Annotated in this window: 19 protein-coding genes; 4 read left to right on the top strand and 15 right to left on the bottom strand. The window is 59.3% G+C overall.

Going from position 1 to position 24,526, the window contains the following annotated elements:
- Positions 1-43: 43 nt before the first annotated feature.
- On the bottom strand, positions 44-2,734 hold the full coding sequence (locus XMD517_RS14075) for a bifunctional acetate--CoA ligase family protein/GNAT family N-acetyltransferase (protein WP_173485211.1): 2,691 nt from the start codon (positions 2,732-2,734) through the stop codon (positions 44-46).
- Between the two features lie 340 nt (positions 2,735-3,074).
- Between XMD517_RS14075 and XMD517_RS14070 the strand changes: the two genes are divergently transcribed.
- A complete protein-coding gene (locus XMD517_RS14070; protein WP_173485210.1) occupies positions 3,075-3,269 on the top strand; it encodes a heavy-metal-associated domain-containing protein in 195 nt (64 codons plus the stop codon).
- 230 nt (positions 3,270-3,499) lie between these two features.
- Here the strand turns inward: XMD517_RS14070 and oppF are convergent, their stop codons facing one another.
- The 5 genes from oppF to XMD517_RS14045 form a co-directional block, all read right to left on the bottom strand.
- Entirely contained in the window at positions 3,500-4,495 is a 996-nt protein-coding gene (gene oppF, locus XMD517_RS14065; RefSeq protein ID WP_371732366.1) for a murein tripeptide/oligopeptide ABC transporter ATP binding protein OppF, read from the bottom strand.
- On the bottom strand, positions 4,492-5,466 hold the full coding sequence (locus XMD517_RS14060; protein WP_173485209.1) for an oligopeptide/dipeptide ABC transporter ATP-binding protein: 975 nt from the start codon (positions 5,464-5,466) through the stop codon (positions 4,492-4,494). Before XMD517_RS14060 ends, oppF begins: the two co-directional genes overlap by 4 nt.
- Positions 5,467-5,478: 12 nt before the next feature.
- The gene (locus XMD517_RS14055) at positions 5,479-6,423 is read right to left on the bottom strand and encodes an ABC transporter permease subunit (RefSeq protein WP_173485208.1); all 945 of its coding nucleotides are present in this window, start codon (positions 6,421-6,423) and stop codon (positions 5,479-5,481) included.
- A 10-nt stretch (positions 6,424-6,433) separates the two neighbouring features.
- Positions 6,434-7,357, bottom strand: coding sequence for an oligopeptide ABC transporter permease OppB (oppB, locus tag XMD517_RS14050; protein ID WP_173485207.1), 924 nt, complete (start codon positions 7,355-7,357; stop codon positions 6,434-6,436).
- Positions 7,358-7,641: 284 nt separating this feature from the next.
- On the bottom strand, positions 7,642-9,267 hold the full coding sequence (locus tag XMD517_RS14045) for a peptide ABC transporter substrate-binding protein (protein ID WP_173485206.1): 1,626 nt from the start codon (positions 9,265-9,267) through the stop codon (positions 7,642-7,644).
- Between the two features lie 547 nt (positions 9,268-9,814).
- Here XMD517_RS14045 and deoC point away from each other — a divergent pair.
- Both deoC and XMD517_RS14035 read left to right on the top strand, forming a co-directional pair.
- Positions 9,815-10,732: a deoxyribose-phosphate aldolase gene (gene deoC, locus XMD517_RS14040; RefSeq protein WP_371734350.1), complete on the top strand. Its 918-nt coding sequence runs from the start codon at positions 9,815-9,817 to the stop codon at positions 10,730-10,732.
- A 4-nt stretch (positions 10,733-10,736) separates the two neighbouring features.
- Positions 10,737-13,079 (top strand): aldehyde dehydrogenase family protein, encoded by a 2,343-nt coding sequence (locus tag XMD517_RS14035; protein ID WP_173485204.1) that lies wholly within the window; start codon positions 10,737-10,739, stop codon positions 13,077-13,079.
- Between the two features lie 110 nt (positions 13,080-13,189).
- Here the strand turns inward: XMD517_RS14035 and XMD517_RS14030 are convergent, their stop codons facing one another.
- The 7 genes from XMD517_RS14030 to XMD517_RS14000 form a co-directional block, all read right to left on the bottom strand.
- Positions 13,190-13,858 (bottom strand): DUF1523 family protein, encoded by a 669-nt coding sequence (locus XMD517_RS14030; protein WP_173485203.1) that lies wholly within the window; start codon positions 13,856-13,858, stop codon positions 13,190-13,192.
- A gap of 8 nt (positions 13,859-13,866) precedes the next feature.
- The gene (locus XMD517_RS14025) at positions 13,867-14,142 is read right to left on the bottom strand and encodes a hypothetical protein (RefSeq protein WP_173485202.1); all 276 of its coding nucleotides are present in this window, start codon (positions 14,140-14,142) and stop codon (positions 13,867-13,869) included.
- Positions 14,142-15,563 carry a DUF6638 family protein gene (locus tag XMD517_RS14020; protein ID WP_173485201.1) on the bottom strand — a complete coding sequence of 474 codons (1,422 nt, stop codon included), beginning with the start codon at positions 15,561-15,563 and terminating at the stop codon, positions 14,142-14,144. The genes XMD517_RS14025 and XMD517_RS14020 overlap by 1 nt, the downstream gene beginning before the upstream one ends.
- Complete coding sequence (locus XMD517_RS14015) at positions 15,560-16,444, bottom strand: hypothetical protein (protein ID WP_173487946.1); 885 nt, start codon at positions 16,442-16,444, stop codon at positions 15,560-15,562. The genes XMD517_RS14020 and XMD517_RS14015 overlap by 4 nt, the downstream gene beginning before the upstream one ends.
- A gap of 154 nt (positions 16,445-16,598) precedes the next feature.
- Positions 16,599-18,536: an ATP-binding protein gene (locus tag XMD517_RS14010; RefSeq protein ID WP_173485199.1), complete on the bottom strand. Its 1,938-nt coding sequence runs from the start codon at positions 18,534-18,536 to the stop codon at positions 16,599-16,601.
- Between the two features lie 78 nt (positions 18,537-18,614).
- Positions 18,615-19,784: a hypothetical protein gene (locus tag XMD517_RS14005; RefSeq protein ID WP_173485198.1), complete on the bottom strand. Its 1,170-nt coding sequence runs from the start codon at positions 19,782-19,784 to the stop codon at positions 18,615-18,617.
- A gap of 156 nt (positions 19,785-19,940) precedes the next feature.
- Complete coding sequence (locus XMD517_RS14000; protein WP_173485197.1) at positions 19,941-21,017, bottom strand: hypothetical protein; 1,077 nt, start codon at positions 21,015-21,017, stop codon at positions 19,941-19,943.
- Between the two features lie 230 nt (positions 21,018-21,247).
- Between XMD517_RS14000 and XMD517_RS13995 the strand changes: the two genes are divergently transcribed.
- A complete protein-coding gene (locus XMD517_RS13995) occupies positions 21,248-22,531 on the top strand; it encodes an acetylornithine deacetylase/succinyl-diaminopimelate desuccinylase family protein (RefSeq protein ID WP_173485196.1) in 1,284 nt (427 codons plus the stop codon).
- A 289-nt stretch (positions 22,532-22,820) separates the two neighbouring features.
- Here the strand turns inward: XMD517_RS13995 and panC are convergent, their stop codons facing one another.
- Positions 22,821-23,681 carry a pantoate--beta-alanine ligase gene (gene panC, locus XMD517_RS13990; RefSeq protein ID WP_173485195.1) on the bottom strand — a complete coding sequence of 287 codons (861 nt, stop codon included), beginning with the start codon at positions 23,679-23,681 and terminating at the stop codon, positions 22,821-22,823.
- Complete coding sequence (panB, locus tag XMD517_RS13985; RefSeq protein WP_173485194.1) at positions 23,678-24,505, bottom strand: 3-methyl-2-oxobutanoate hydroxymethyltransferase; 828 nt, start codon at positions 24,503-24,505, stop codon at positions 23,678-23,680. Before panB ends, panC begins: the two co-directional genes overlap by 4 nt.
- Positions 24,506-24,526: the final 21 nt, after the last annotated feature.

Here is a 24,526-nt window from a genome sequence, read left to right as displayed (position 1 = left end):
ATTCTTTTTGGTCTGTCCGGTGCAACGGCACCTTTACGGACCGTCAGATCCACCTCTCAACGATCACCAGTTCACGGTCATCGGGATCGGGGCGCTGGGTGAAACCCAGCTCTTTCATCAACCGCAGCATCGGTTCGTTTTTCTTCAAAACCGAGCCTTCGATCACTTCCAGCCCATGCTGGCTGGCGGCATGGAACAAGCCTTTCATCAGTTTGGTGCCAAGGCCCTGATGCTGGATCCGGTCCGAGACCACGACCGCAAATTCGCAGGTGCGCCCATCGGGATTGATCACATAGCGCGCCACGCCAACCTGCACCTCGTTCCCGTCAAGTTCGGCCATGGCGACCAATGCCATTTCGCGGCGATAGTCGAGCTGGGTGAATTGCACCAGCATTTCCGGGCTCAGCTCATTCACCTGCCCCATGAAACGCATCAGTCGCGCTTCCTCAGACAGGTTGCGGGTAAACTCCTGCACATGGTCCGCATCATCGGTGCGGATCGGGCGGATCATCAACGGCGTGCCATCGGTCAGATAGGTCTGGCGCATCAGGTGGCGCGGATAGGGGTGGATCGCCAGGTGATCATAGATCCCGTCACTGGCCGGCGGGCGGGCCACCTCGATACGTGCATCCACAGCCAGCACCCCATCCGGGCCAGCCATCAGCGGGTTGATGTCGAGCGAGAGCACCTCTGGCAGCTCACTGACAATCTTCGAGACGCGTTTCAGCACATCAACCACCGCCGCCCGGTCCACCGGGGCGTAATCCCGGAACCGGTCCAGCGCCTTGGACACTTTGGTCCGGTTGATCAGACGGTTGGCCACAACCGAGTTGATCGGAGGAAGCGCCACCGCGCTGTCGCGCATCACCTCAACCATGGTGCCCCCCGCGCCAAACAGGATGGTTGGCCCAAATACCGGGTCACGGCTGGCGCCGATCACCAGCTCACGGGTCTGCCGCAACTGCGCCATCGGCTCAACCGTGACACCGTGAATGGCGGCCTCTGGCAGCGCCCTGCGCGCGTTGGCGACTATTTCATGAAACGCCCGTTTCACGCTGGCCGCATGGGCGATATTGATTTTCACCCCCCCCACATCGGTCTTGTGGGTGATATCGGGCGAATTGATTTTCATCGCCACCGGGAAGCCCACCGTTTCCGCAGCCACCAATGCGGCGCGCGGATCACTGGCCTCGATCGTGATATTTACCGGGACGTGGAACGCGCGCAAAAGCGCCTTGCTCTCCGTATCCGACAGCATCTTGCGCCCCTCGGACAGGGCGCCTTCGATGATCATCCGTGCCCCGTCATAATCCGGCTGCGCTTCGGGCGGCAGCGCGCGCGGCATTTCCAGCGCCAGCTTGCGGTTGCGATGGTGTTTAGCCAGATAGCTGAACCCCTCGACCGCGCGTTCCGGCGTCTGGAAATCAGAGACCCCGTTCTCGCTGAGCAGCTTGCGTGCCTCCAGCACCGAGCTTTCGCCCATCCAGCAGGCCAGAACCGGCTTTTTGCGCCGCTTCGGCAACGCATCAATCACCGCATGGGCCACGGCAGTTGGGTCGGTCATCGCCTGCGGGGTCAGGAGCACGAGAACGCCATCATTGTCCGGATCCGCCATCGCGGCCTTGACCGCCGCATGATAGGCCTCGGGGCTTGCATCGCCCAAGATATCGACCGGGTTGGCGTGGCTCCAGAACGGGGGCAGCACCTGATCCAGCGCGGATTTCGTCTTGTCCGACAGCGGCGGAAGTTCGAGCCCCAGATCCACCGCGCGGTCAGCCGCCAAGACCCCGGCCCCGCCACCATTGGTCACAATGCAAAGCCGCTTTCCGCTGGCCTTTTTCGAGTTGGCAAGGATTTCGGCGGCGGCAAAAAGCTGACCCAGCGTATCGGCCCGCACAGCACCGACACGTTCGATGGCCGCATCAAACACCGCATCCGACCCAATCAGCGCCCCGGTATGGGTATGGGCCGCTTCGGCACTTACCGCGTGGCGGCCCGATTTCACGACAATCACCGGTTTCATCCGCGCAGCGTGGCGCACAGCGGACAGGAAGCCGGGCGCATCCCGCAACCCTTCGACATAAAGCAAAATGGCATCGGTCTTGGGGTCGGTCGCCAGAAACTCCACCACATCGCCAAAGTCGATATTGATCGAATTGCCCAAAGAGACCATGGCCGAAAACCCGGAATGGTGCGGGCCGGCCCAATCCGCAATGGCAGACAGAAGCGCCCCGGACTGGGACACCAGCGCAAGCCGCCCTTCGGGGGCCTGGGTGCGCAGGAAAGACGCGTTCAGCCCCAGCCACGGACGGGTCAGCCCGACACAGTTCGGCCCCAGGAAACGGATCCCGTATTTCCGCGCGGCGGCAATCGCTTCGGCCTCAAGCCGCTTGCCCTGCATCTTGTCCGCCGCCCCTTCGCCAAAGCCCGCGGACAGGACAACCGCATGTTTGATCCCTTCTTCACCAAGATCGCGCAGAATACTGGGCACCACCCGGGCCGGAGTGGCAATCACGGCCAGATCCACCTCTTCGGGCAGATCGCTTGTGCGGGCGTAACAGGGCACCTCCCCCAGCGTCTCATGTTTCGGGTTTACCGGGAAAATCCTGCCCTTAAATCCCCCTTCGCGAAGGTTGGCATAGGTGAGCGCCCCTACGGAGTTTGAGGTCACGCTGGCCCCGTACACCGCAACGGAACGGGGGTTGAAAAGCAGGTTGAGCGGGTGGGCGTCCATTGCGCACTCCTGAAGAAACCGGTTGCCCCGCCCAACACCATGGTGACGGGGATGATTTTGTCATAACTGACCTACACAAAACCGCTTTGACCTTCATCAACCAAAAGGCGTTATGTGGTGGTGACAGATCAAAAAATCCGGCCTCAGCGCGGACTTATCCACGCGTATCCCGCAGTCGGAACAGTGTCTGCAGCTTAAGACGGCAGTGCATGTTCGACACGTATGCAACAGGCCACGATGGGCTGATGTGACAAAAGGTCAAAGGGCGAGGCTGAGCTTGACCTGATACTCCCATTGCGGAATTCTCTCACTTTATCGAACTGCCAGTAGGAGCAGAACCATGACCAAATTCAACGTCCCCGACATGAGTTGCGGCCATTGCAAAGCCTCGATCACCAAAGCACTCGAGGGGGCTGGTGACGGGGTTGAGGTCAGCTTTGACTTGGAAAATCGTCAGGTGGCCGTATCGGGGCTGTCAACGGATCGGGTGATTGAGCTGCTGAATGAAATCGGGTTTCCCGCCGCCCCGGCCTGACTGACCCGGCATCGGCAAAGACGGGCCAGCTGAGCTCATTCAGAAAGGGGCGCTGCCCCTCGCCTCTTCGAGGCTCACCCCGAGGTATTTGAAGCAAGAAAAAGAGGCTGCCAGAACGGTCTTTTTCTTGTCACAAATATCCCCGCCGGAGGCAGATCCCAAGCGAAGCGCGGGACATGAAAAAGCCCCCACCGGTCAGGTGGGGGCTTTATTGTGTGCTCTCAGGCGGCTCAAAGCAGATGGCAGGCCACTTGCTGTTGATTGCCGCGATCCGTAAGGCGCGGTTTTTCCTGGCCGCAGATCTCTTTTGCATGCGGGCAGCGGGTGCGGAACACGCAGCCTGACGGCGGGTTGAGTGGTGAGGGCAGATCGGCATCCAGCAGCATCACCTCTTTCGAGGCTTCGGCTTTTGGGTCCGGGATCGGCACCGCCGAGATCAGCGCCTGCGTGTAGGGGTGACCGGGCGCGCGATAGAGCTGCTCGGCCTCGCTAACTTCCATCACATTGCCCAGATAGAGCACCATGACGCGGGTTGAGATATGTTTCACCACGGAAAGGTCATGGGCGATGAAGATGAGCGAAAGGCCCATTTCTTCCTGCAGGTCCATCAGGAGGTTGATCACCTGCGCCTGGATCGACACATCCAGCGCCGAAACCGGTTCGTCGCAGATGATCATCCGCGGTTTCACCACCAGCGCGCGGGCGATGCCGATGCGCTGACACTGGCCACCGGAAAACTCATGCGGGTAGCGGTTGATCATGTTGGGCAGAATGCCGACCCGGTCGAGCACCTCTCGCACCCGCTGCTTGACCTCGGATGTGGACAGGTTCGGGAAATGGGTTTTGAGCGGTTCGGCCACGATCTGACCGATCGTCATGCGTGGATTGAGAGAGGCCAGCGGATCTTGAAAGATCATCTGCATCTCTTTGCGGTGGCGGTTCATTTCGCGTTTGGACAATGACAGAAGATCATCACCCAGCCACATCACCGTGCCCGCTTCGGCAGGCACCATCCGCATGATGGCGCGGGCAAGGGTCGACTTGCCGCACCCACTTTCACCAACGATGCCAAGGGTTTCCCCCGGCATCAGGTCAAAATCCACCCCATCCACGGCCTTCAGCGTATCAGACGGCGTCCAGGGCATGGCGCCCTCGCGTTTGATATCAAACCAGACTTTCAGGTCCCGAACGGTAAGGAGCGGGTCTTTGCTGTTCATGTCCTTCATGCCAGGTCCTCCAGCGATTTCAGGCAGGCGCGGCGACGCACCTTGCGGCCCGCGACACCGTCCAGTGCAGGGCGTTCCACGGCGCAGCGATCATCTGCAAAGTCACACCGCGGCGAGAACGGGCACCCTTTGGGCATGTTCATCATGTTGGGGGGGCTGCCCGCGATGGTAGCCAGACGTGCGCCTTCGAGATCTAGCCGGGGAACCGCCTGCAGAAGGCCCATCGTGTAAGGGTGGGTCGGCATTTCAAACAGGCCCTCGGTGGTGCCATATTCCATCTGCTGCCCGCCATACATGACCAGCGTTTCCTTGCACGACCCTGCCACGACCCCCAGATCATGGGTGATCAGAATGATCGCCATGTTGAAGTCGCGCTGCAGGTCGGCCAGCAGGTCCATGATTTGTGCCTGCACGGTCACATCAAGCGCGGTTGTGGGTTCATCCGCCACCAGCACGTCCGGTTTGCACAGAAGCGACATGGCGATCATCACCCGTTGGCGCATCCCGCCGGAAAACTCATGCGGATACATTGTCACACGTTTTTTCGCCTCGGGAATGCGCACCGCATCCAGCATGTCGACCGCCTGTTTCACAGCCTCGCGTTTGCTGATCCCTTTGTGGTGGGTCAGCACCTCGGCCATCTGGTCAGAAACCCGCAGGAACGGGTTCAGACAGGTCATCGGATCCTGAAAGATCATTGCGATCTTTTCCGCGCGGATCTTGTTAAGTTGCGCTGTGGGCAGGTTCAGGATTTCCTGCCCGTCCAGCTTGACCGAGCCAGAAGCCCGACCGTTTTGAGCCAAAAGCCCCATGATCGCGAAAACGGTCTGCGATTTGCCGGATCCGCTTTCCCCCACAACCCCCAGCGTCTCGCCTTTGTTGAGGTCAAAACTGATCCCGTCCACAGCGGTCACGGTGCCATCGGGGGTGTCAAACTGGACCTTCAGGTCACGTACTTCTAGAAGTGTCATGTCGCGGCCCCCTTAGCGATCTTTCGGATCCAGCGCATCGCGCAGACCGTCACCGATGAAGAAGAAACAGAAGATGGTGATCACAAAGAAAGTCAGCGGGAAACCCAGCTGCCAAAGCGTGCCATAGTTCATGCTTTTCACCCCTTCCGAGATCAGAGCCCCCCAAGAGGTCAGCGGCTCTTGCACGCCAAGACCCAGGAACGAGATGAAGCTTTCGGTCAGGATCATCTGCGGCACCAGAAGCGTGGCATAGACCACCACAACCCCCAGCAGGTTGGGCACGATGTGGCGGAAAATGATCTGCCAGGTGGGAACGCCAATCGCCACGGCGGCTTCGACGAATTCACGGTTCTTGATCGAGAGCGTCTGGCCGCGCACGATGCGGCTCATATCGAGCCACGCCGTCAGGCCGATGCCGACAAAGATCATGGTGATCGAACGACCGGCGACAACCAAGAGCAGGATCAGCACAAACATGTAGGGGATCGACATAAAGATATCGACGAGGCGCATCATGATGCTGTCGGTGCGTCCGCCGATGAACCCGGCGGTAGCACCGTAAACCGTGCCGACAATCACTGCCACAAAGGCACCAACGACCCCCACGGCCAGCGAGATGCGCGAGCCTTGGACCACGCGGTTGTAAAGGTCACGACCGTTCTCATCAAAGCCGAAGAAGTGGCCGTTTTCCAGTGACGGCCGTCCGGCCTCTTTCACATTCCCCAGCACATCCCAATCGATGGTTTCGATGTCAAATGCGCTGATCGAATGGCCGAAGACCGAAAAGAGAAACACCAGCAGAAGCACAAGGACCGAGGTCATCGCCGCCTTGTTCGCCATGAAGCGGCGGCGCGCATCGGTCCAGGGCGAGCGGCCCTGCACGTCTTCTTGCGCCATCCGTTCGGCCATTTCTGCGGTCTTGGCCTGCGTAAAGGGTTGAGCGAGCTTGTCTGTCATATCTCCACCCTCACAGCCGGATTTTCGGGTCGATCCAGGCGTAGAGGATGTCGACCACCATGTTGAACAGGATCGTCATCGAGCCCAGAAGGATCGTCAGGCCCATCATCACCGCATAATCGCGGTTGAAGGCCGAGTTGACGTAGAAATAGCCAATGCCGCCGGTCCCGAAGATCGCATCAATGATGAACGACCCGGTGACCATGCCGACAAAGGCCGGCCCGAGATAGGAAATCACCGGAAGCAGCGCCGGTTTCAGCGCGTGACGGAAGATGATGGTGCGATCCGGCAGCCCCTTGGCACGGGCGGTGCGGATGAAGTTCGACCGCAGCACCTCAAGCATCGACGAGCGGGTCAGACGGGCAATCGACGCCATATATGAGGTCGACAGTGCAATCACCGGCATGATGATGTTTTCCCACTGGCCGCCATTCCAGCCGCCCCCGGGCAGCCATCCCAGCCAGAGTGTGAAAATCAGAATGAGGATCGGCGCCATCACGAAGTTCGGCAGCACCTGCGCACCGATGGTCACCCCCACGGCGAAATAATCAAGCCAGCTGTTTTGCCGAATGGCGGCCGCCATGCCCAGGATGCCGCCGACAATGATCGCCAGCACAAACGAGATCACCCCGTAGGTCAGCGTGACCGGGAACCCCTGTGCGATGATATCATTGACCGAACGGTCCTTGTATTTATAGCTCGGGCCAAAGTCGAACTGGGTCACGATGCCCACGACATAATCCCAAAGCTGAACATAGATTGGTTGGTCGAGCCCATATTTGGCCTCGATATTGGCGAGCACCTGCGCAGGCAAGGGCCGTTCGGACGTGAACGGGCCGCCCGGTGCGGTCTGCATCAGCCAGAAACTGGCGATCAAGAGAATGATCAGTGTCGGGATCGCGACGGCGACCCTGCGTAAGATGAAGTTAAACATCCTGTCCCCATGTAACAGCGGCGCGCAGCGTGCCTTGATGAAGGTCAAGCGCGGCCTCAACTGTCCCCAAAAGTGATTACACAGGGCTGTCCCACCCCGGAGCCTCACCAGAAATTTGCGGATTTGCCGCCCTGCCACGGCGTTCCTTTGCAGTTTTACAAAGGGCCGGCGCATCAGATCGCGGGCATGTGTCAGATTCTCAAGGGTTGTTCAAGCTCTGATCCGCAAAGGGAGGGGGCACTGCCCGGGATCACCCCGGGCAATGCCCCCGTTTGGTCAGAGCGTTACTCGGCCACCTTGTAAAGGTCTTTCGAGTACCAGTTCTGTTCCACGTTCTTCACCGGCCAGCTGCCAATGACGTCCGGCTTGATCATGAAGCTGCCCGCATAGTGATAGATCGGGATCAGCGGCATGTCGGCGGCGATGATCTCTTCCACCTTGGAATAGTTGGCCTGCGGATCATCCATGGTTTTTGCATCTTTCAACAACGCGTCCACCTCGGCGTTGTTGTATTTTGCGTCGTTGTAACCCGAGCCTGACTGCACCAGATCCAGGAAGGTCGAGGCTTCGTTATAATCCCCACACCAGCCGGCACGAGCGATTTCATAGTTCTGTTCGCCACGGGTGTTCAGGAAGGTTTTCCACTCCTGGTTTTCCAGCGACACTTTCACGCCCAGCGCCTGTTTCCACATCTGCGACACCGCAATCGCCACTTTCTTGTGGGCTTCCGAGGTGTTGTAGATCAGGGTCAGTTCCAGCGGGTTCGACTTGTCATAGCCAGCTTCGGCCATCAGCTCTGCCGCTTTTGCGTTACGCTCGGACTGGGTCCAGGTGGCGTATTCCACCGAAGGCACCTGGAATTTCGCGGTGGCACCCGGGGTGAAGGTATAGGCCGGGGTCTGGCCACCTTGCAGCACCTTATCAACGATGATGTCACGGTTGATCGCGTAAGACAGGGCCTGACGCACGCGCTGGTCTTTCAGGAATTCCGGCGCGTTATCCGACACGTTGATCGTGTAATAATAGGAACACAGGCGCGGGAAGGCCGTGGCCTCATCGGGGTTCGATTCCTTCAGGGACGGATATTGGCCGGCCGGGATCTCGGTGCGGTCCAGCTCACCTGCCATATAGCGGGTCAGGGCCACGTTTTCATCATTGATCACCAGGGCAACAGTCTTGTCGATGATGGTGTTTTCATTGTCCCAATACATCTCGTTGCGCTCACGCACCGAGCGTTCATTGGCGACATGTTCGGTCAGCTTGTAAGCACCGTTCACCACGATATTTTCCGGCTTGATCCAGTCGGCACCGTGCTTCTCGATTGCCCATTTCGGCGCCGGGAAGGTCGAGGTGTGGGTGGTGGTCAGCGCGAAATAGGGCAGCGAGCTTTCCAGCGTCACTTCCAGCGTGTGGTCATCAATCGCCTTCACGCCCAGATCTTCCAGCGGCGCCTCACCTGCCATCACGGGACCCGCGTTTTTCAGGTTCATCACCTCAACATACCACTGGTACTCGGACGCGGTGGCCGGGTCGGCCAGACGGCGCCAGGCATAGACGAAATCACCGGCAGTGACCGGGGTGCCATCAGACCATTTGGCATTGTCACGCAGGGTAAAGGTGTAGACGGTCTTGTCTTCGTTCGTGGTGAACCCCGTGGCCACTCCGGGCACCAGGTTGCCATCTTTGTCCTGATTATAAAGGCCTTCAAACAGATCGCGCACGATCTCGGACCCGGTCACGTCTTCCACGATCTGCGGATCAACCGAGGTGTGCTCGTCCAGCACGCGATAGGTGAAGGTCTGGTCATCAGCCAGCTTCTCGCCGGTCACCGGATGGGTGCCTGCAGCCAATGCCGGGCTGGCCAGCGCAAAGGCCGAGCCAAGCAGTGCAGCTTTGATGGTAAAGGTCATGTGGTGTCTCCCAATATCAGTTTCGATGCAGCTCGTGGTCGGTGTTGCACAGGGCGTCTCGCACCGGTTGCGCCTTCCTCCCGCCACCCGAGACTCGCGTCTCGGAAGAACATGCAGATGGGGCATCCTAAGCGGACAATGTTACCGGAAACAACTCTTTCCCGAACGACAAGCTATCTGCCATCTTGTTCGGTCAATTCGCGCGAATTGCTCCATGATCCAAGTCAAACTGACGCCTGGTTCGGCACAACTATCTGCCTTGATCGTGATATTTTTTTACCATTCGGTAAATCTTGCCATTTCCAATCCCCCATGCCACCCTTGGCCCGCAGGAATTTCGGCGGGATTTTCGGCAGGATTTCCCCCGGATCTCCGCCCCGCAGGAACCACGACACCACAGATGACACCGACAGATCACACAAAGGGATCAACCGTGCTTAGTGAACAACGGAACGACCAAAAGCGGGGCCATTCTGTGCCCCAGGGTCAGGCGCCAGCTCAGCTGCCCCAAATCGCCGACATTCGAAACCCGGGAATTCCCCTGGACATGGACTGGGTGCGCGGCGCCCAGGCCAACACTTCGGCCATTGAGCGTCGCTGCGCCACCTTGCCCGCACGGCGGTCGGTGAAAAAGGACCATCAGGCCGCATGGCTTTTGAAGGCGATCAGCATGATCGACCTGACCACATTATCGGGTGATGACACCCCCGGCCGCGTGCGACGCCTGGTGGCAAAAGCGGTCCAGCCCGTGCGCCCGGATTTGTTGCAAGCCCTTGATATGGAAGGGCTGACCACCGGTGCCGTCTGTGTCTATCACGACATGATCGAACCGGCTGTGGCGACGCTCGACCAGCTGGGGGCCACCTTGCCGATCGCCGCGGTATCCACCGGCTTTCCTGCGGGGCTGTCCCCTTTCCATCTGCGTCTGGAAGAGATCCGCGAAAGCGTGCGCGCAGGTGCAACCGAGATCGACATCGTGATCTCGCGCAGGCATGTTCTGACCGGCGACTGGCAAGCCTTGTATGACGAGATGAAGGCCTTCCGCGACGCTTGTGGCGAGGCCCATGTGAAAGCCATCCTTGCCACCGGAGAGCTGGGTTCGTTGCGCAATGTCGCCCGCGCCTCCCTCGTGTGCATGATGGCCGGGGCCGACTTCATCAAGACCTCCACCGGCAAGGAAAGCGTGAACGCCACCCTGCCCGTCTCTCTGGTGATGATTCGCGCGATCCGGGATTATTATGATCGCACCGGATATCTTGTCGGATACAAACCTGCGGGCGGGATTTCCAAGGCCAAGGACGCGATCACCTATCTCGCGCTGATCAAGGAAGAGCTGGGCGACGCGTGGCTCACCCCGCATCTGTTCCGCTTCGGGGCCTCCTCTCTGCTGGGCGACATCGAACGCCAGCTTGAACACCATCTGACCGGCCACTACTCCGCCGGATATCGTCATCCGATTGGATAAGATCATGACCGTGAAAGAAATTTTCGAAACCATGGACTATGGCCTCGCCCCTGAAAGCGCCAAGGAAGCCCACAGCTGGATCGCGGAAAACGCCCCCTTTGGCCTCTATATCAACGGCAAGATGACCACCGCTGGCAACAGGTTTGCCTCCAACAACCCTGCCAATGGCGAAGAACTGGCGCAGATCACCCAGGCCAGCGCCGATGACGTGGACGCAGCCGTGACCGCCGCGCGCAAAGCACAAGCGAAATGGGCTGCCCTGCCCGGCCATGCCCGCGCCAAATACCTCTACGCGCTGGCCCGCCTTGTGCAAAAACATGCGCGGTTATTTGCCGTTCTGGAAACGCTCGACAATGGCAAACCGATCCGGGAATCGCGGGACGTCGATATCCCCCTTGTCGCGCGCCATTTCTATTACCACGCAGGCATGGCACAGCTGCAGGGTGCCGAACTGCCTGACCGCGAGGCCCTTGGCGTCTGCGGTCAGATCATCCCCTGGAACTTCCCGCTTTTGATGCTGGCCTGGAAAGTGGCTCCGGCAATTGCGATGGGCAACACGGTGGTGTTGAAACCAGCCGAATACACCTCGCTGACCGCGCTTTTGTTTGCGCAGGTCTGTGATGAGGCTGGCCTGCCCAAAGGGGTTGTGAACATCGTGACCGGCGACGGGCGCGTGGGCGAGGCCATCACCTCACATGACGATATCGACAAGATCGCCTTCACCGGCTCCACCGATGTCGGCCGCGTGATCCGCCGCGCCACCGCAGGCACCGGCAAGTCGCTCACACTCGAACTGGGCGGCAAATCACCTTACATCGTGTTTGACGATGCCGATATTGACAGCGCCATCGAAGGGCTGGTCGATGCGATCTGGTTCAACCAGGGCCAGGTCTGCTGTGCAGGCTCGCGCCTGTTGGTGCAGGAAGGCATTGCGGACAGGTTCTATACCAAGCTGAAAGCGCGCATGGCCAAGCTGCGCGTGGGCGACCCGATGGACAAATCGATCGATGTGGGGGCCGTGGTCGATCCGGTGCAGCTGCAGACAGTGACCACGCTGGTAGAAGCCGGCAAGCACGAGGGCGAGGTCTATCACGCCCCCTGTGATCTGCCCGCAAATGGCTGTTACTACCCGCCCACGCTGATCACCGGCATGTCACCCGCCGCAACCCTGATGCAGGAAGAAATCTTCGGCCCGGTTCTGGTCGCCACCACCTTCCGCACCCCTGCCGAGGCGGTGGAGGTGGCAAACAACACCCGCTATGGCCTCGCGGCCACCGTCTGGACCGAAAACGTGAACCTTGCTCTGGACATTGCACCCAAACTGGTCGCCGGTGTGGTCTGGGTCAATGGCACCAATATGTTCGACGCAGCCGCCGGTTTCGGGGGCGTGCGCGAAAGCGGGTTTGGGCGCGAAGGTGGTTGGGAAGGGCTGTTGGCCTATACCAAGCCCAAATGGGACGCGAAAGCGCTGAAACCCATTGCCGCAGAGGCGGCGCCGAAAGACGCGAAGGTAGACACGCTGGACCGCACCGCAAAATTCTATGTGGGCGGCAAACAAGCCCGCCCGGATGGCGGATATTCCCAAGCTGTCTGGTCACCCAAAGGCGTGCTTCTGGGCCATGTGGGCATCGCCAACCGCAAGGACGTGCGCAACGCGGTCGAAGCCGCCCATGCGGCCAAGGGCTGGGCCAAATCCACCGCCCATCTGCGCACCCAGATCCTTTACTATATCGGCGAAAACCTCTCGGCCCGTGCCGAAGAATTCGCGGCCAGGATCGACGCCATGACAGGTGGGAAATCCGGCGCAAAAGAAGTTGAGGCCGCGGTGAGCCGCCTCTTCACCTATGCCGCCTGGGCTGACAAGTATGACGGGGCCGCCAAGCCGGTGCCGATGCGGGGTGTGGCCCTGGCGATGCACGAACCCATTGGCGTGATCGGTGGCTTCTGCCCGGACGAAACCCCGCTGCTGGGGCTCGTCTCTCTGATGGCCCCGGCCATTGCCATGGGCAACCGCGTGGTTCTGGTGGCATCCGAACCCTACCCGCTTGCCGCCACCGATTTCTATCAGGTGCTGGAAACATCCGACCTGCCCGCAGGTGTGGTGAATATCCTGACCGGCTCCCATGCCGACCTCGCCGCCCCGATGGCGGGCCACCTGAACCTGGATGCGGTCTGGGCCCAATCCGGGGCGGATATCTCGGCCGTCGTCGAGATGGAAAGCGCGGGCAACCTGAAACGGACCTGGGTCAACAACGCCCGCGCCCGTGACTGGATGCAGGCCGAGGGCAAAGAGTTCCTCGCCCATGCGACCGAGGTCAAAACCATCTGGGTGCCCTACGGCGAGTGACAGGAGGGCGAAACCTCCGCCCCCTTCTTCTTGGAAAAAATACTCTCGCCGAAGGCAAAAACAAAAGCCCCGCAATCGCGGGGCTTTTTCCTTTGCGTCCAGCAAAAGGATCACTTCCGGCCAAACCAGCGCCGCACCCGTCCTCGCGCCTCATCCGCCTTGTCATCAATCAGATCCCATGTCTCGGAGACATCCTCCAGCGCGGGATCAATCGAGCGCTGGCGAAACTGCCGCCACAGCGCGCACAGAAACAGCCACGCAATGATCAGGAACGAAAAGAAGAAGATGTTGAACCAGGGAATGATCCGCACATCCGGCCCGTCAATCGGCTCCAACCCCACCGCATTCGGATAGATCGAGAAGAACCGGTTGCGCCAGCCATAATGGGTCATGATCGCCCAGTTCGCCCCATCCGCTTTCTGCGCAATGGCCGAGGCCTGCGCCTGCAGGTCAGAGCTGTCAAACTTGAAATAAGGCGGCCAGATCCAGCCCGTATCCTCGTTGCGATACACCATCACCTTTTCCGCCTCGCGCGGAATGAACCCCATCAGAAAGGTCTTGCGCTTGACGGTGTTGATCAACCGGATGTCCCGTGTGACCAGCTCATTTGTGCCACTATCTGATTGCGCAAAAAACGGCCGGTTGACCGAGGAGAAATCCATCCGGATGATCTCGGTTCCGGTCACCCGCACCACGTCATGCTGCGGCAGCACATACCAGAAAAGCAGGCCAAGCATGACCAGCACGACAGTTCGAAACACACGTTTCACATTCTCCATCGGATCCCTCAATTCGAGTTGCGCACAACAAGCGCGATAATGACCAGAACGGTCGGAATGATATAGACCAGCCCGATCAGCTTGGGCCGGAATGAGCTGTGATAGGCGGCCATCCCGGCATCCAGAAAACTTTGCCGCTCCGGGCTGTCCGCATCATCGGGATGCCCCTCGGCCCATTCGTTTTCCAGCCTCTCCAACCGAACGGAACGGGAATAGAGTGAGATCAGCCAATAGATCACGGTCAGACCAAGATAGCCGAATATGATAAATCGCAGAAATCCCATTATCTCCTCCCGCCTTTGACGATGCTTCCCCAGGGACCAACCCGATCGATCCGCCTGTCCACCCCCGCAGGTTTCTCTGCCCCGCCTGCTTTTGCGCGGCTCCAGGGGTTTTGCGCAGGGCCCCATGGGGTCGGGCGCTCCTCCACCATGCGATCCTCACCGCCAAACAGTCGCTCCCGCGCACCCGCCTTATTGGCCATATAATCACGATGCAGGAACTCTGCCACAAATTCACGCTTTTCGTCGGGCCATGTGGCATAGGCGTCATAGAAGGCCTGCTTGTGACAGATAAAGAGCTGGCGCACATCCAGCGGGGCAAGTTCTGACAACAACTGGTTGATCAAGTCGCGATCCGGGTGATCCGGGCGGGCCCGCAACGTATAGAAATAGGACGGATGGCGGCTGTCGATCCGCGGCCATTTGCCCCCGGCTTCGGCCCAGCGCACCATGGCCGCAAGCCCGCGAAACGCCTCTGGCAAGCGGTCGCCCAGCCGGGTTGCCACCCGACGCAGGGCGCGCTCTGACATATCACCTAGATCCATCCCGGCACTGGTGGCCGCATCCACCAGCATGAATTGCATTTTCTGATGCAGGATCCGCGCCCCATCCACGCCCCGCGCCTTGACCACCGGCTCAACCAGATCATTGTGCTTGAGGAACGAAGCAATGCCATTCACATCGGTCAGATCATAAACCCGGTCAATCATGGCCCCTTTCAGGGCCGCACGATCCCCCGCCGTGATGATCGCGGGCGTCTGGGTGTCACGAAATACATAGACCCCGCCAAAATGGCTGGTCCAGAAATTGCCCTGCTCGTATGTGGGCGCGCCCAGATCCAATGGCACGCGGGTCACGTCCCCGGTTTCGCGGGCAAGATCAATCATCTCGTCAATCAGCTGATCATCATACCACGCGCCCTCAACCGTCTGGAAATGATCAATCTTTTCAGCGAGTTTGCGCGCGTTGGCCACATGGCTTTGCGTCGTATCCGCATTGATGGAAATCTTGCGGATCGCCAGCAGGTCGCGCATGTCCCCCACCGTATAAACCGAATTGTCGAGCTCCCCCGCCACCGCATCATGTGCGGTGAGCGCAAAGAGCTTGGCCTCATTTTCCGCCATGAACTGTTTCAATATCCCCCGTGAGGTGGAGAAAGACGCATTGAGAAGCGGCGCCTTTTTCTGGTCGACGGTGAGGATGATGAACTGCCGATTGCAACCACCGGGGTTGAGGTAAGCGTCGTCCTGGAATTCCTCGCCGATCTCGGGCGAAAACCCGGAAATGTCGATGTGAAACTCGGTCAGATCGGTGGTGCGCCCGGTGAGCTTCAAAAGCGCGCGATTGTAACGCGCAATCAGCGCCGGACTGTCCACCCGGATCAAATTGCCAAACATGAGGCCAAGGTTGATGAGGCGTTTCATTTCTGAGGTTCCTCTTCACACCAAAACGGTAACAACATCAGCTCTTCAATCTCTGATTGGGTTTCATACAATCCGACTTTGTCCAATCGCGCGCGCTGGGCTTCAGAGAGTTGATCATGTAGCCTCAAAGCTTGTTGAATTTGCCACAACACAGCACGAGCATCGCTTCTTTGCGGGAATTCGGATGACAACTCCCCCCGGCTCGATAATGATCTTAATTGATCGGAAATTTCGTGCATGTGCTTTGTTTGATGGATCAACAATTCATCTACTGTTTTTTCTCCCCGCACGAGTTTCTCATCGAAAAGCGAAAGTTCATGGTCCATAATAAACACCATACCGTCAGGATCTTTCCCGTAATTAGACCTCCATTTCAATAAACTGTGTTCAGAATAGAAATTTGCGAGTATCTCCAATACTTGGTCCAGTAATTGCTCAGTTTGCTTTTCTTGATTTTGCTTTTGCTCAGTTCGGTAAGTTTCGGCTTGCTGAGCCATCAACTCAACTTGCTTTCCCTGCGCCTCAGCCATCTTCGCATATTCGTTGCGCGCTAATTCGAGTTCCTGCCGCTGCGCTCTCAACTCTTTGCTTTGCAATTGCACCGTTACAATGATCCAAAGAAATGCGAGCGCCCCAGCGATGCCGGCCAGCGTATCCCCAATCTCATTGGGCCGCGATTTGATGAGTGTCCAGACCTTCAACTCCCAACCTGCGCTGCCGGAGGAATAGGGAATAAAAGCCAAGACAAACAACAAAGCCACAAAACCCTTGGACCATGCCAGTCCCAGCTTCATCGGATCGTCCGTGTTCCGCCAGTTGGCTTGCACGTCTTTCCAGTGGCGGCAAAGCCAATCTTTGGGTTTTGACAGCCTTTCCATCACGCGAGCCTCCGATAAGCATCACAAAGGTTCACGCCCGACCCCGAGGGCGATGCAATTTCACGCCCACCGTCGAACCGCAGGTTCGCCTCCGGCGAAACGGGGGCGGGATCGGGCGTGAACCGGGTCTGCGACCCGGAAGGGCAGCGCAAGTTGCTCACCCTTTCCCCTCCAAATACCGCCGCTTCGCCTCTTCCTGTCGGCCAAAGTCGCGCACCATGTTTTCAATCGCCACCTCGTCCGATTTGTCGGCGTAGCGGAACTCGCTGTCGGCGTAGCGGTTGATTTCCTGAATGACCATCTCCGTGGTGATCGGCACCCGCAACTCGGCAATCATCGCCTTCTTCTCATCGTAGGATTTGAACAGGAACAGGTCGGGGTTTTCCATCCATTCGTCCGGCAGTTCAAAATCCATCGCGCGCACCTTCACCGCGTCGGTGATGTTCTTGATCGCGCGGCCGGTAAAGCGGGCATCCGCCTCCTGAATGGCCTTGAGGTATGTCCCCATCTTGGCAATGGTGTCCAGCTCACCAACCTGCCCATGCACCCGGTCAAACACGTCCAGCAAACCGGCCTCTTTCGGACGGTTATGCGCCTCGAAACTCGCCGCCACAGCGCGTTTGATTTCCTGTGCGGCAAAGGCCTCATGCTCGCCCAGCGGGATCGAGTGGTTCTTGCCCATCAGCAGGTTGAGGATGTCGATATAATCCTCGCGCGTCTGCGGTCCGTCCACCAGAAACCGCGCCCCCGCCCGCTGGCGCAAAGCGTCATCCACATTCTCGGGATAGTTCGAAAACATGCCAAAGGTGCAGTTGCCGCGCACGACTGTGTTGGCACCCGCAAAGGCCTCCATGAACACGGCGGTCACTTCCTGCTGGCCCGCTGACGACTGCCGGTCGCCGCGCTTGCCCGCGATCTGATCAATGTCATCAATCGTGCCAAACCCAATCACCTGCGGGTCGAGCACATTCTGGATAAACGCCTTGGCATTCTGCCCCGACTTGCCCTGATAACTGTCGATATTGTCGATGCCGAAATTCTGATAGCGGAACGGATAGCCCGCCACCTGGCAATAGTCATTCACCAGCCCCGCCATCATCTGGATCAGAGTGGTCTTGCCCGTCCCCGGCGCACCATCGCCCATGAAGGTGAAGATGAACCCGCCCAATTCAGCAAAGGGGTTCAGTTTGCGCTCGAAATCATAAGCCATCAGCATTTTCGATAGCTTCATCGCCTGATATTTGGCGATATGGTTGCCCACCACCTCATTGGGTTTCTTGAACGCCATGGTGAGCGTGCTGCCCTTGGCCGCGCGCGCAGGCGTGAAGCCGGAAATCGTCAGATCATCCGCCTCAACCCGGTAATTCACACCGGTAAACGCCGCCAGCTGCCCGGCGTTTTGCGCCCGCAACGCGACCTTCTCCATCAGCTGCTCGGCAAAGGCCAGAACCGTTGCCACCAGCTTTTCGTCACTGTCTGAAAAAGCCGCCAGATCCTGATCCAGCTCCCACAACGCGCCGTTCAAGGCCAGCGGAGCGTTGTCCGTCAGCACCTCCTCCACCGCACCAATTTCCACCGAAGCCTCGGAACTGTGCGGCGCCAGCAAAAACGCCGTGGCATTGGCAAAGACATGCAACACAGCAAGGCTTTCCGCCGCCAAAAGCTCGGCAAACGCGGCCTTCTTGTCCGCCCCCAACGCCCCCTGCAGATTGGCCCGTTTCAAAGCGGCAAGCTCGGTCGCCTCGGCAAATCCTTCCCCCACTGCCAGAGCAATCGCAATCGCCCGGCGCAACGCGTGCAACACCGTGGCTTGCTTCGGGGACACCAACGGGTCGTCCCCATCCGCGCCCTCGATCCGCGCCACCAGATGCACCCCTTCAGGCCGCACCGTCGACCGGGTCACCAAACCCGGGGTGGTGGATCGAAACCGCCGCCTTGAGCCAATCCCGCTGGATCGCTCTGGTGCCGATGGCACTTCTTTCGGCCGGGCAATGCGCGGCGTGTGATCAAACCCGTCAAGCAGCCCGGCTGCTGCCCCGTAATGCGCCCGGATCTCTTCCTCGCGAAGCTCCATCAAATCTGCTGGCATCGACATAACTCTCTCCTCTCACACTCCCCTCTTCTTGGCAGAAATACTCCGGGGGTCTGGGGGCAGCGCCCCCAGCTTGATCAATCATCGGTAACTCAAAACCTGCCCACCCGGGCGCACCACAAATTTCCGCACATCGCGAAACCCGGGCGGAGCCTTTTCCGCCAGCACCTGAAACGGGCGCTCCGGCAGGATAATCGCGCGTTCCATCCCGGTGGCCCCAAGGTCGGCCCCGCGCCCGGCAAAGGGATCAAGCTGAAACACCTCGCGCTCCACGGTGCCAAACCAGCCGGACCGCTCTTCCTTCACCTCGCGGCTTTCCAGTTCTTCCAACGTCCAGGCCATTGCCCAATCCTCACCGAGGGGCGACTTGGCCTCCTCCAGCACCTCGCGCAGCGGCCCGGACTGACGCGTGAACGTGTGGCTATACATCGGGCCAATGTGAAACCGGCGCAGGCGTTTCGGGTGCAGGTTGTCAAAGTCGCGGTCAAACCCGGTGGCGATTGTCACCAGCTTCAGCCCCGCCATCGACTGCGCCATCAGATGCGCCCCCACCTGCGGCCAGCGTTCATCATCCTTGGGCAGCGCATATTTGCCGGTATCCTCCACCTCCATCAGATAGATGGTCGGCAGGTTCACCTCGCTGTCATAAACCGCCCAATGCATCAGGTAATGGCGCCGTGTGTGCCGCCCCTCACCTTCGTTGCGGCGCCAGATCACATCCGGGTGCATCTGCGGCCAGAAAAGCTGCCCTTTGGCCAGTTCTTCGTAATAAAGCCGCTGAGACAGGCTGTATTGCAGCTTAACGGGCTTGGTCAGATCCCCCACAATCTGGCTCACCATTTCGGATTTCAGCTTGTCGGTGGAGGGCAGTCCCGCCAGATGCCCGGATGCCTGCGCTGCATCCGCCGCCATCTGCATAAGTTCCGCCGCGACCGGAAACCCGCTTTCAACCCGATCAAAGGTAAGCGCCTGCGCGCTCATCCCCGAGGTCCCGCCCGAGAAATGATATTTGTTCGCAAGTGCGCGAAAGGTGAAGCCCAGCTTGACAAGATATTCCGCCAGAACCGTGACCTCATCACGCCCCATCCGCCCCTCGGCCTCCATCTGACCTGCGACGCGGGCAAGATGGCCGGTAATGGCGTCGAATTTCGCAAAGTAACGGCGGGTGATCTGCGTATCGGTCAGTTCGGCGTGGTCACGCGGTGCAAAGCCCGCGCTGGCCTGTTCGGTGGATTTGATTTCGTCAGACATGTGGCTCCTGCAAGGCGCTAAGGGCAGCGACCAACCGAGGGTGGGAGCAAAGCGCCCGCCCTCGGTGGCGGTCAGGGGGGCGGTCGGGCGCTGCCTGCCGTTCGGCAGGCGGTGCAATCAACTCAAAAGGCATAAAGACACACACGCGGCATGCCCTCACCCACCATAGGCGTTCTTGTCATGCTTCTCGACAATCGCCGCAAACCGGCGGGCAAAACGTTCATCCGCCTTGGCCTTGGCCTCGAGCACCTCACGCGCAAACACCATCTGGTCTTCATGCGCTTCCATCATGTCAGCCATCCGCTGGTTGGTTGCGGTGCCAATTGCCGCCATCGCCGCCTGCGCTTCCTTGTCAGTCTCGACCCCGATTTCGTTGATCCTGTGCGCAATGTCCTGCTGCTGCGCGGTCTTGAGCGACTTGGTCAGCGCATCATAAAGCACCACCCGCTGTTTGGTGTCTGTCTGCAGCTTGTTGATCAGAACCATCTGTGTGGCCGCCTGATTTTGCAGGCTGTCCACCCAGGTCTTGCCCTTCTCGATATAACGCTCCAGCGTCTGCGACTTCGCCAGCTTCACCTGCTCATCCTGAACCAAGGCATTGTATTGCTTGTTCAAATCGGCAAGTTCTGTTTCCAGCGCGGTGCGCGCGGCAGCGTCGACCTCATTGGCGATCTTGTTTTCCAGTTCGATGATTTTCGGATCCATACCGAGGATCTCAGCGCGCACGGTTTCCAGTTCCCCCACCGTAAACTCACGCTCATCCAGCGTCTCGGTCAGGTTGCCTTCCACCTTTTCCTTCTGCTCATTGAGCACATTCAGCTGCCCTTCCAGCAGGCGCACAATCGTGTCGGACTGGCCAATCAGCTCCTGCAGCTTGTCATCAATAGAGGCCGAGCGCAGACGTTCCTGCCGCATCGCCTCGGATTTTCCCTTGGCGAAAATCCCGATAAAACCTTCCCAGGCCGTCTTGGATCTAAGCTGTTCAAATTCCGAGCTAAATCCGGCGGTCACATCATCCAGCCCCATGATCAGCTCAGCAATATTCGCATTCATTGCCTCGGTATGCGCATGCACGTCATCCAGCGTCGCGTTCTCGATATCAATCGACACGTCCTCACCCGATTTCATCTTGGCGCGCGCGGCTTCGATCCGCGTGGTCAGCTCGGAAATCTTTGATTGCGCCTCAGCCACCTGCGCCTGGCTTTCCTTGAGCTGCGTTTCAAATTTGGACATGAACCCTCCCGTCAATCTTTCCCATCTGTCGCCCCTTTTAAAATTGCGTGAAGCGAAGTTAATCAGCATAACATTCAGTTGGGTCGAGTGTAGCGCGATTTCAAGATCGGACCTAGGCAAAACGCACATCTTTAGGGGGAAATTCCGGCGTTCCGCCCCCCCGCGTGCAACCCGGCCAAAATCCGCGTAAAATCATTGTGTGTCCCGAAGATCCCCCCTAACGTCTTGTCATGACCAACCCCGCTGACACCCCGCTCCTGCAAGAAATCTCAGCCCGACGGGAAGAGCTGATTTCCCTGACCCAGGACCTGATCCGCATCCCGACCCTGAACCCTCCCGGGCGCGATTATCGCCGCATTTGCAGTTACTTGGCGGAAAGACTGGGCAAACGGGGCTTCAAGATCGAGATGATCCGGGCAGAAGGTGCCCCCGGTGACAGCACCGCCTATCCGCGCTGGAATGTGATTGCCCGACACGAGGGGGGGGCGCCCGGTGACTGCGTTCATTTCAACTCACATCACGACGTGGTTGAGGTGGGGCATGGCTGGACCAAAGGCCCGTTTGGCGGGGAACTCGAAAACGGACGGATCTATGGCCGCGGCGCCTGCGATATGAAGGGCGGATTGGCGGCCTCCATCATCGCAGCAGAGGTGTTTGTAGACCTCTATCCCGACCACGCGGGCGCTGTCGAAATCTCGGCCACGGCGGATGAGGAAAGCGGCGGCTATGGCGGGGTCGCGCACCTGGCCGAACTGGGCTATTTCGACCCGGATCGGGTCCAGCATGTGATCATCCCGGAACCCCTGAACAAGGACCGGATCTGCCTGGGCCATCGCGGTGTCTGGTGGGCCGAGATTGAAACCAAAGGCCGCATTGCCCATGGCTCGATGCCTTTCTTAGGCGACAGTGCAATCCGCCATATGGGGGCCGTTCTGGAAGAGATGGAACGCCACCTCTTCCCGCTTTTGGCCAGCAAACGCACCGACATGCCGGTGTTGCCCGAAGGGGCCAAACAATCCACGCTGAACATCAATTCGATCCATGGGGGCGAACCGGAGCAGGACCAGGATTTCACAGGATTTCCAGCACCTTGCGTGGCCGACCGCTGCCGTATCGTGATTGACCGCCGCTTCCTGATCGAAGAGGATATCACCGAGGTAAAAGCCGAAATCCACCGGATGCTCGACAAAATCAAAGCGGAACGCCCCGCGTTTGAATACACGCTCACCGACATGCATGAGGTGATCCCGACCATGACCGATCAGGACGCGCCAGTGGTCAAATCCACCGCCGCCGCGATCGAAAAAGTGCTGGGTCAGCACCCCGCCTACGTGGTCAGCCCCGGCACCTATGATCAGAAACATATCGACCGCATCGGCCGGCTGAAAAACTGCATCGCCTACGGGCCAGGGATCCTCGATCTGGCGCACCAGCCAGATGAATGGGTGGGGGTCGATGACATGGTGGACAGTGCAGGCGTCATGGCACTGGTGCTCGCGGAGCTGCTGTTGTGAAAGTTTAAAGTTTTCACCCTCGGAAAATCGAAAGTTTAAACTTTCACGCGCCCGAAAAGTAAAAGTTTAAAGTTTTACAGCCCACAATTCCTGCCCCCCACGCCGCCAAGATCCGCCACTCTCCGGCTTCATTTTTTCTGGTCAAAAATATCCCGGGGTGAGCGAGCTTGCCTCGCGAGGGGCAGCGCCCCTCATCGCGACGCACAGCGGCGCAAACCACAATGTCCGAGCAACGCGAGGCCACCAGAAGCACCGAGCCACAGGCGAGGCCCCTGCCCCGCCAATCCCATCACACCGCGATGTTATCAATCAGCCGAACATCCCCCAACATCGCCGCCACCAGCAGGCGGGTGGGACGGCTGAGGTCGGTGACCGGCGCCAGCGTTTCGGCATCACGCAGTTCCAGATATTCCACCGCGCCGTAGCCCGCGTTTTCGATCTGCTGTTTTGCGCTATCGAGCACCACGCGGATCTCGGCCCCGTTGCGAATCGCTTGCGCCGCCCGGTCCATCTCACGTTTCATCGCGGGGGCAATCGCACGCTCCTCGGGGGTGAGCCGCACGTTGCGTGACGACATGGCCAGCCCATCCTCTTCACGCACCGTCGGACAGCCCACCACCTCGGTTTCGATATCCAGATCCTGCGACAGGCGGGTAACCAGAAGAAGCTGTTGATAATCCTTCTGCCCGAAATAGGCGACATCCGCGCGCGATTGCAAAAACAGTTTTGACACCACGGTCGCCACACCGTCGAAATGGCCGGGGCGATGGGCGCCTTCCAGATCTTCGGTCAGGCCGGAAACCCGCACATTGGTCGCAAACCCGTCGGGATAGATCTGGTCCGGCGTGGGCACATAAAGTGCGTCTATCCCGTAGGGGGCAAGCTTGGCCGCGTCTTCCATTTCGGTGCGCGGGTACTTGTCCAGATCATCGGGATTGTTGAACTGTTTCGGGTTCACGAAGATCGTCACGATCACCCGGTCGGCGCCTTTTTTGGCGGCCTCAACCAGCGACAAATGCCCCGCATGAAGCGCGCCCATGGTCGGCACCACCGCCACTTTTTCCCCGGCAAAAATCCACTTGCGACGCAGGGCGCGCAGCTCATCCTTGCGACGCACCAGCTTTACACCGGCAATCATATCAGCGTTCATTTCTGCGGCACCTCGTCAGCAAAGACATGTTCCGGCGCGGGGAAGCTCCGCGCGCGCACTTCGGCGGCGTATGCCTTGATCGCCTCTTCCCCGTCAACGCCCAAAGTGCCGAAACGCTTGACGAATTTGGGTTTGAAGGCGGTGAACAGCCCCAGCATGTCGTCCACGACAAGCACCTGCCCGTCGCACCTGGCAGAGGCACCGATACCGATGGTCGGGATCGACAACGCCTCCGTGATCTCATCCGACAGGCCCTTTGGGGTCTTTTCCAGCACCACGGAAAAAGCACCCGCCTTTTCCACCGCGCGCGCATCCGCCATGACGCGGTCACGGTCTTCGCCGCGGCCCTGCACCTTATAGCCGCCCAGCGTGTTGATCGCCTGCGGTGTGAGGCCGATATGGGCCATCACCGGAATGGACCGCGAGGTGAGGAAGGCAATGGTTTCGGCCATGGTCACGCCACCCTCGAGCTTCACCGCATCCGCACCAGTTTCGCGCATGATCCGGGCCGCGTTTCGAAACGCCTGTTCAGGGCTTTCTTCATAAGACCCAAACGGCATGTCGATCACCAGCATCGGGCGGGTGAGCCCCCGGCGCACGGCAGCGCCATGCAGGCACATCATCTCCATCGTGACACCCAGCGTATCAGGCAGCCCGTGCAGCACCATGCCCAGGCTGTCCCCAACCAAAACCACATCCACATGGTCGTTCATCATCTGCGCCATCGGCGTGGTGTAAGCCGTCAGAGTGACAATGGGCGCACCACCTTTCATGGCGCGAATATCAGACGGCGTCAGGGCCGGTTGGTGGCTGCTGGCGGACATGTATTCCCTCCCCGGAACAAG

It is taken from the genome of Aliiroseovarius sp. xm-d-517 (assembly GCF_013283135.1).
Classification (GTDB): domain Bacteria; phylum Pseudomonadota; class Alphaproteobacteria; order Rhodobacterales; family Rhodobacteraceae; genus Aliiroseovarius; species Aliiroseovarius crassostreae.
This window is presented reverse-complemented; position numbering and strand designations above follow the sequence as displayed.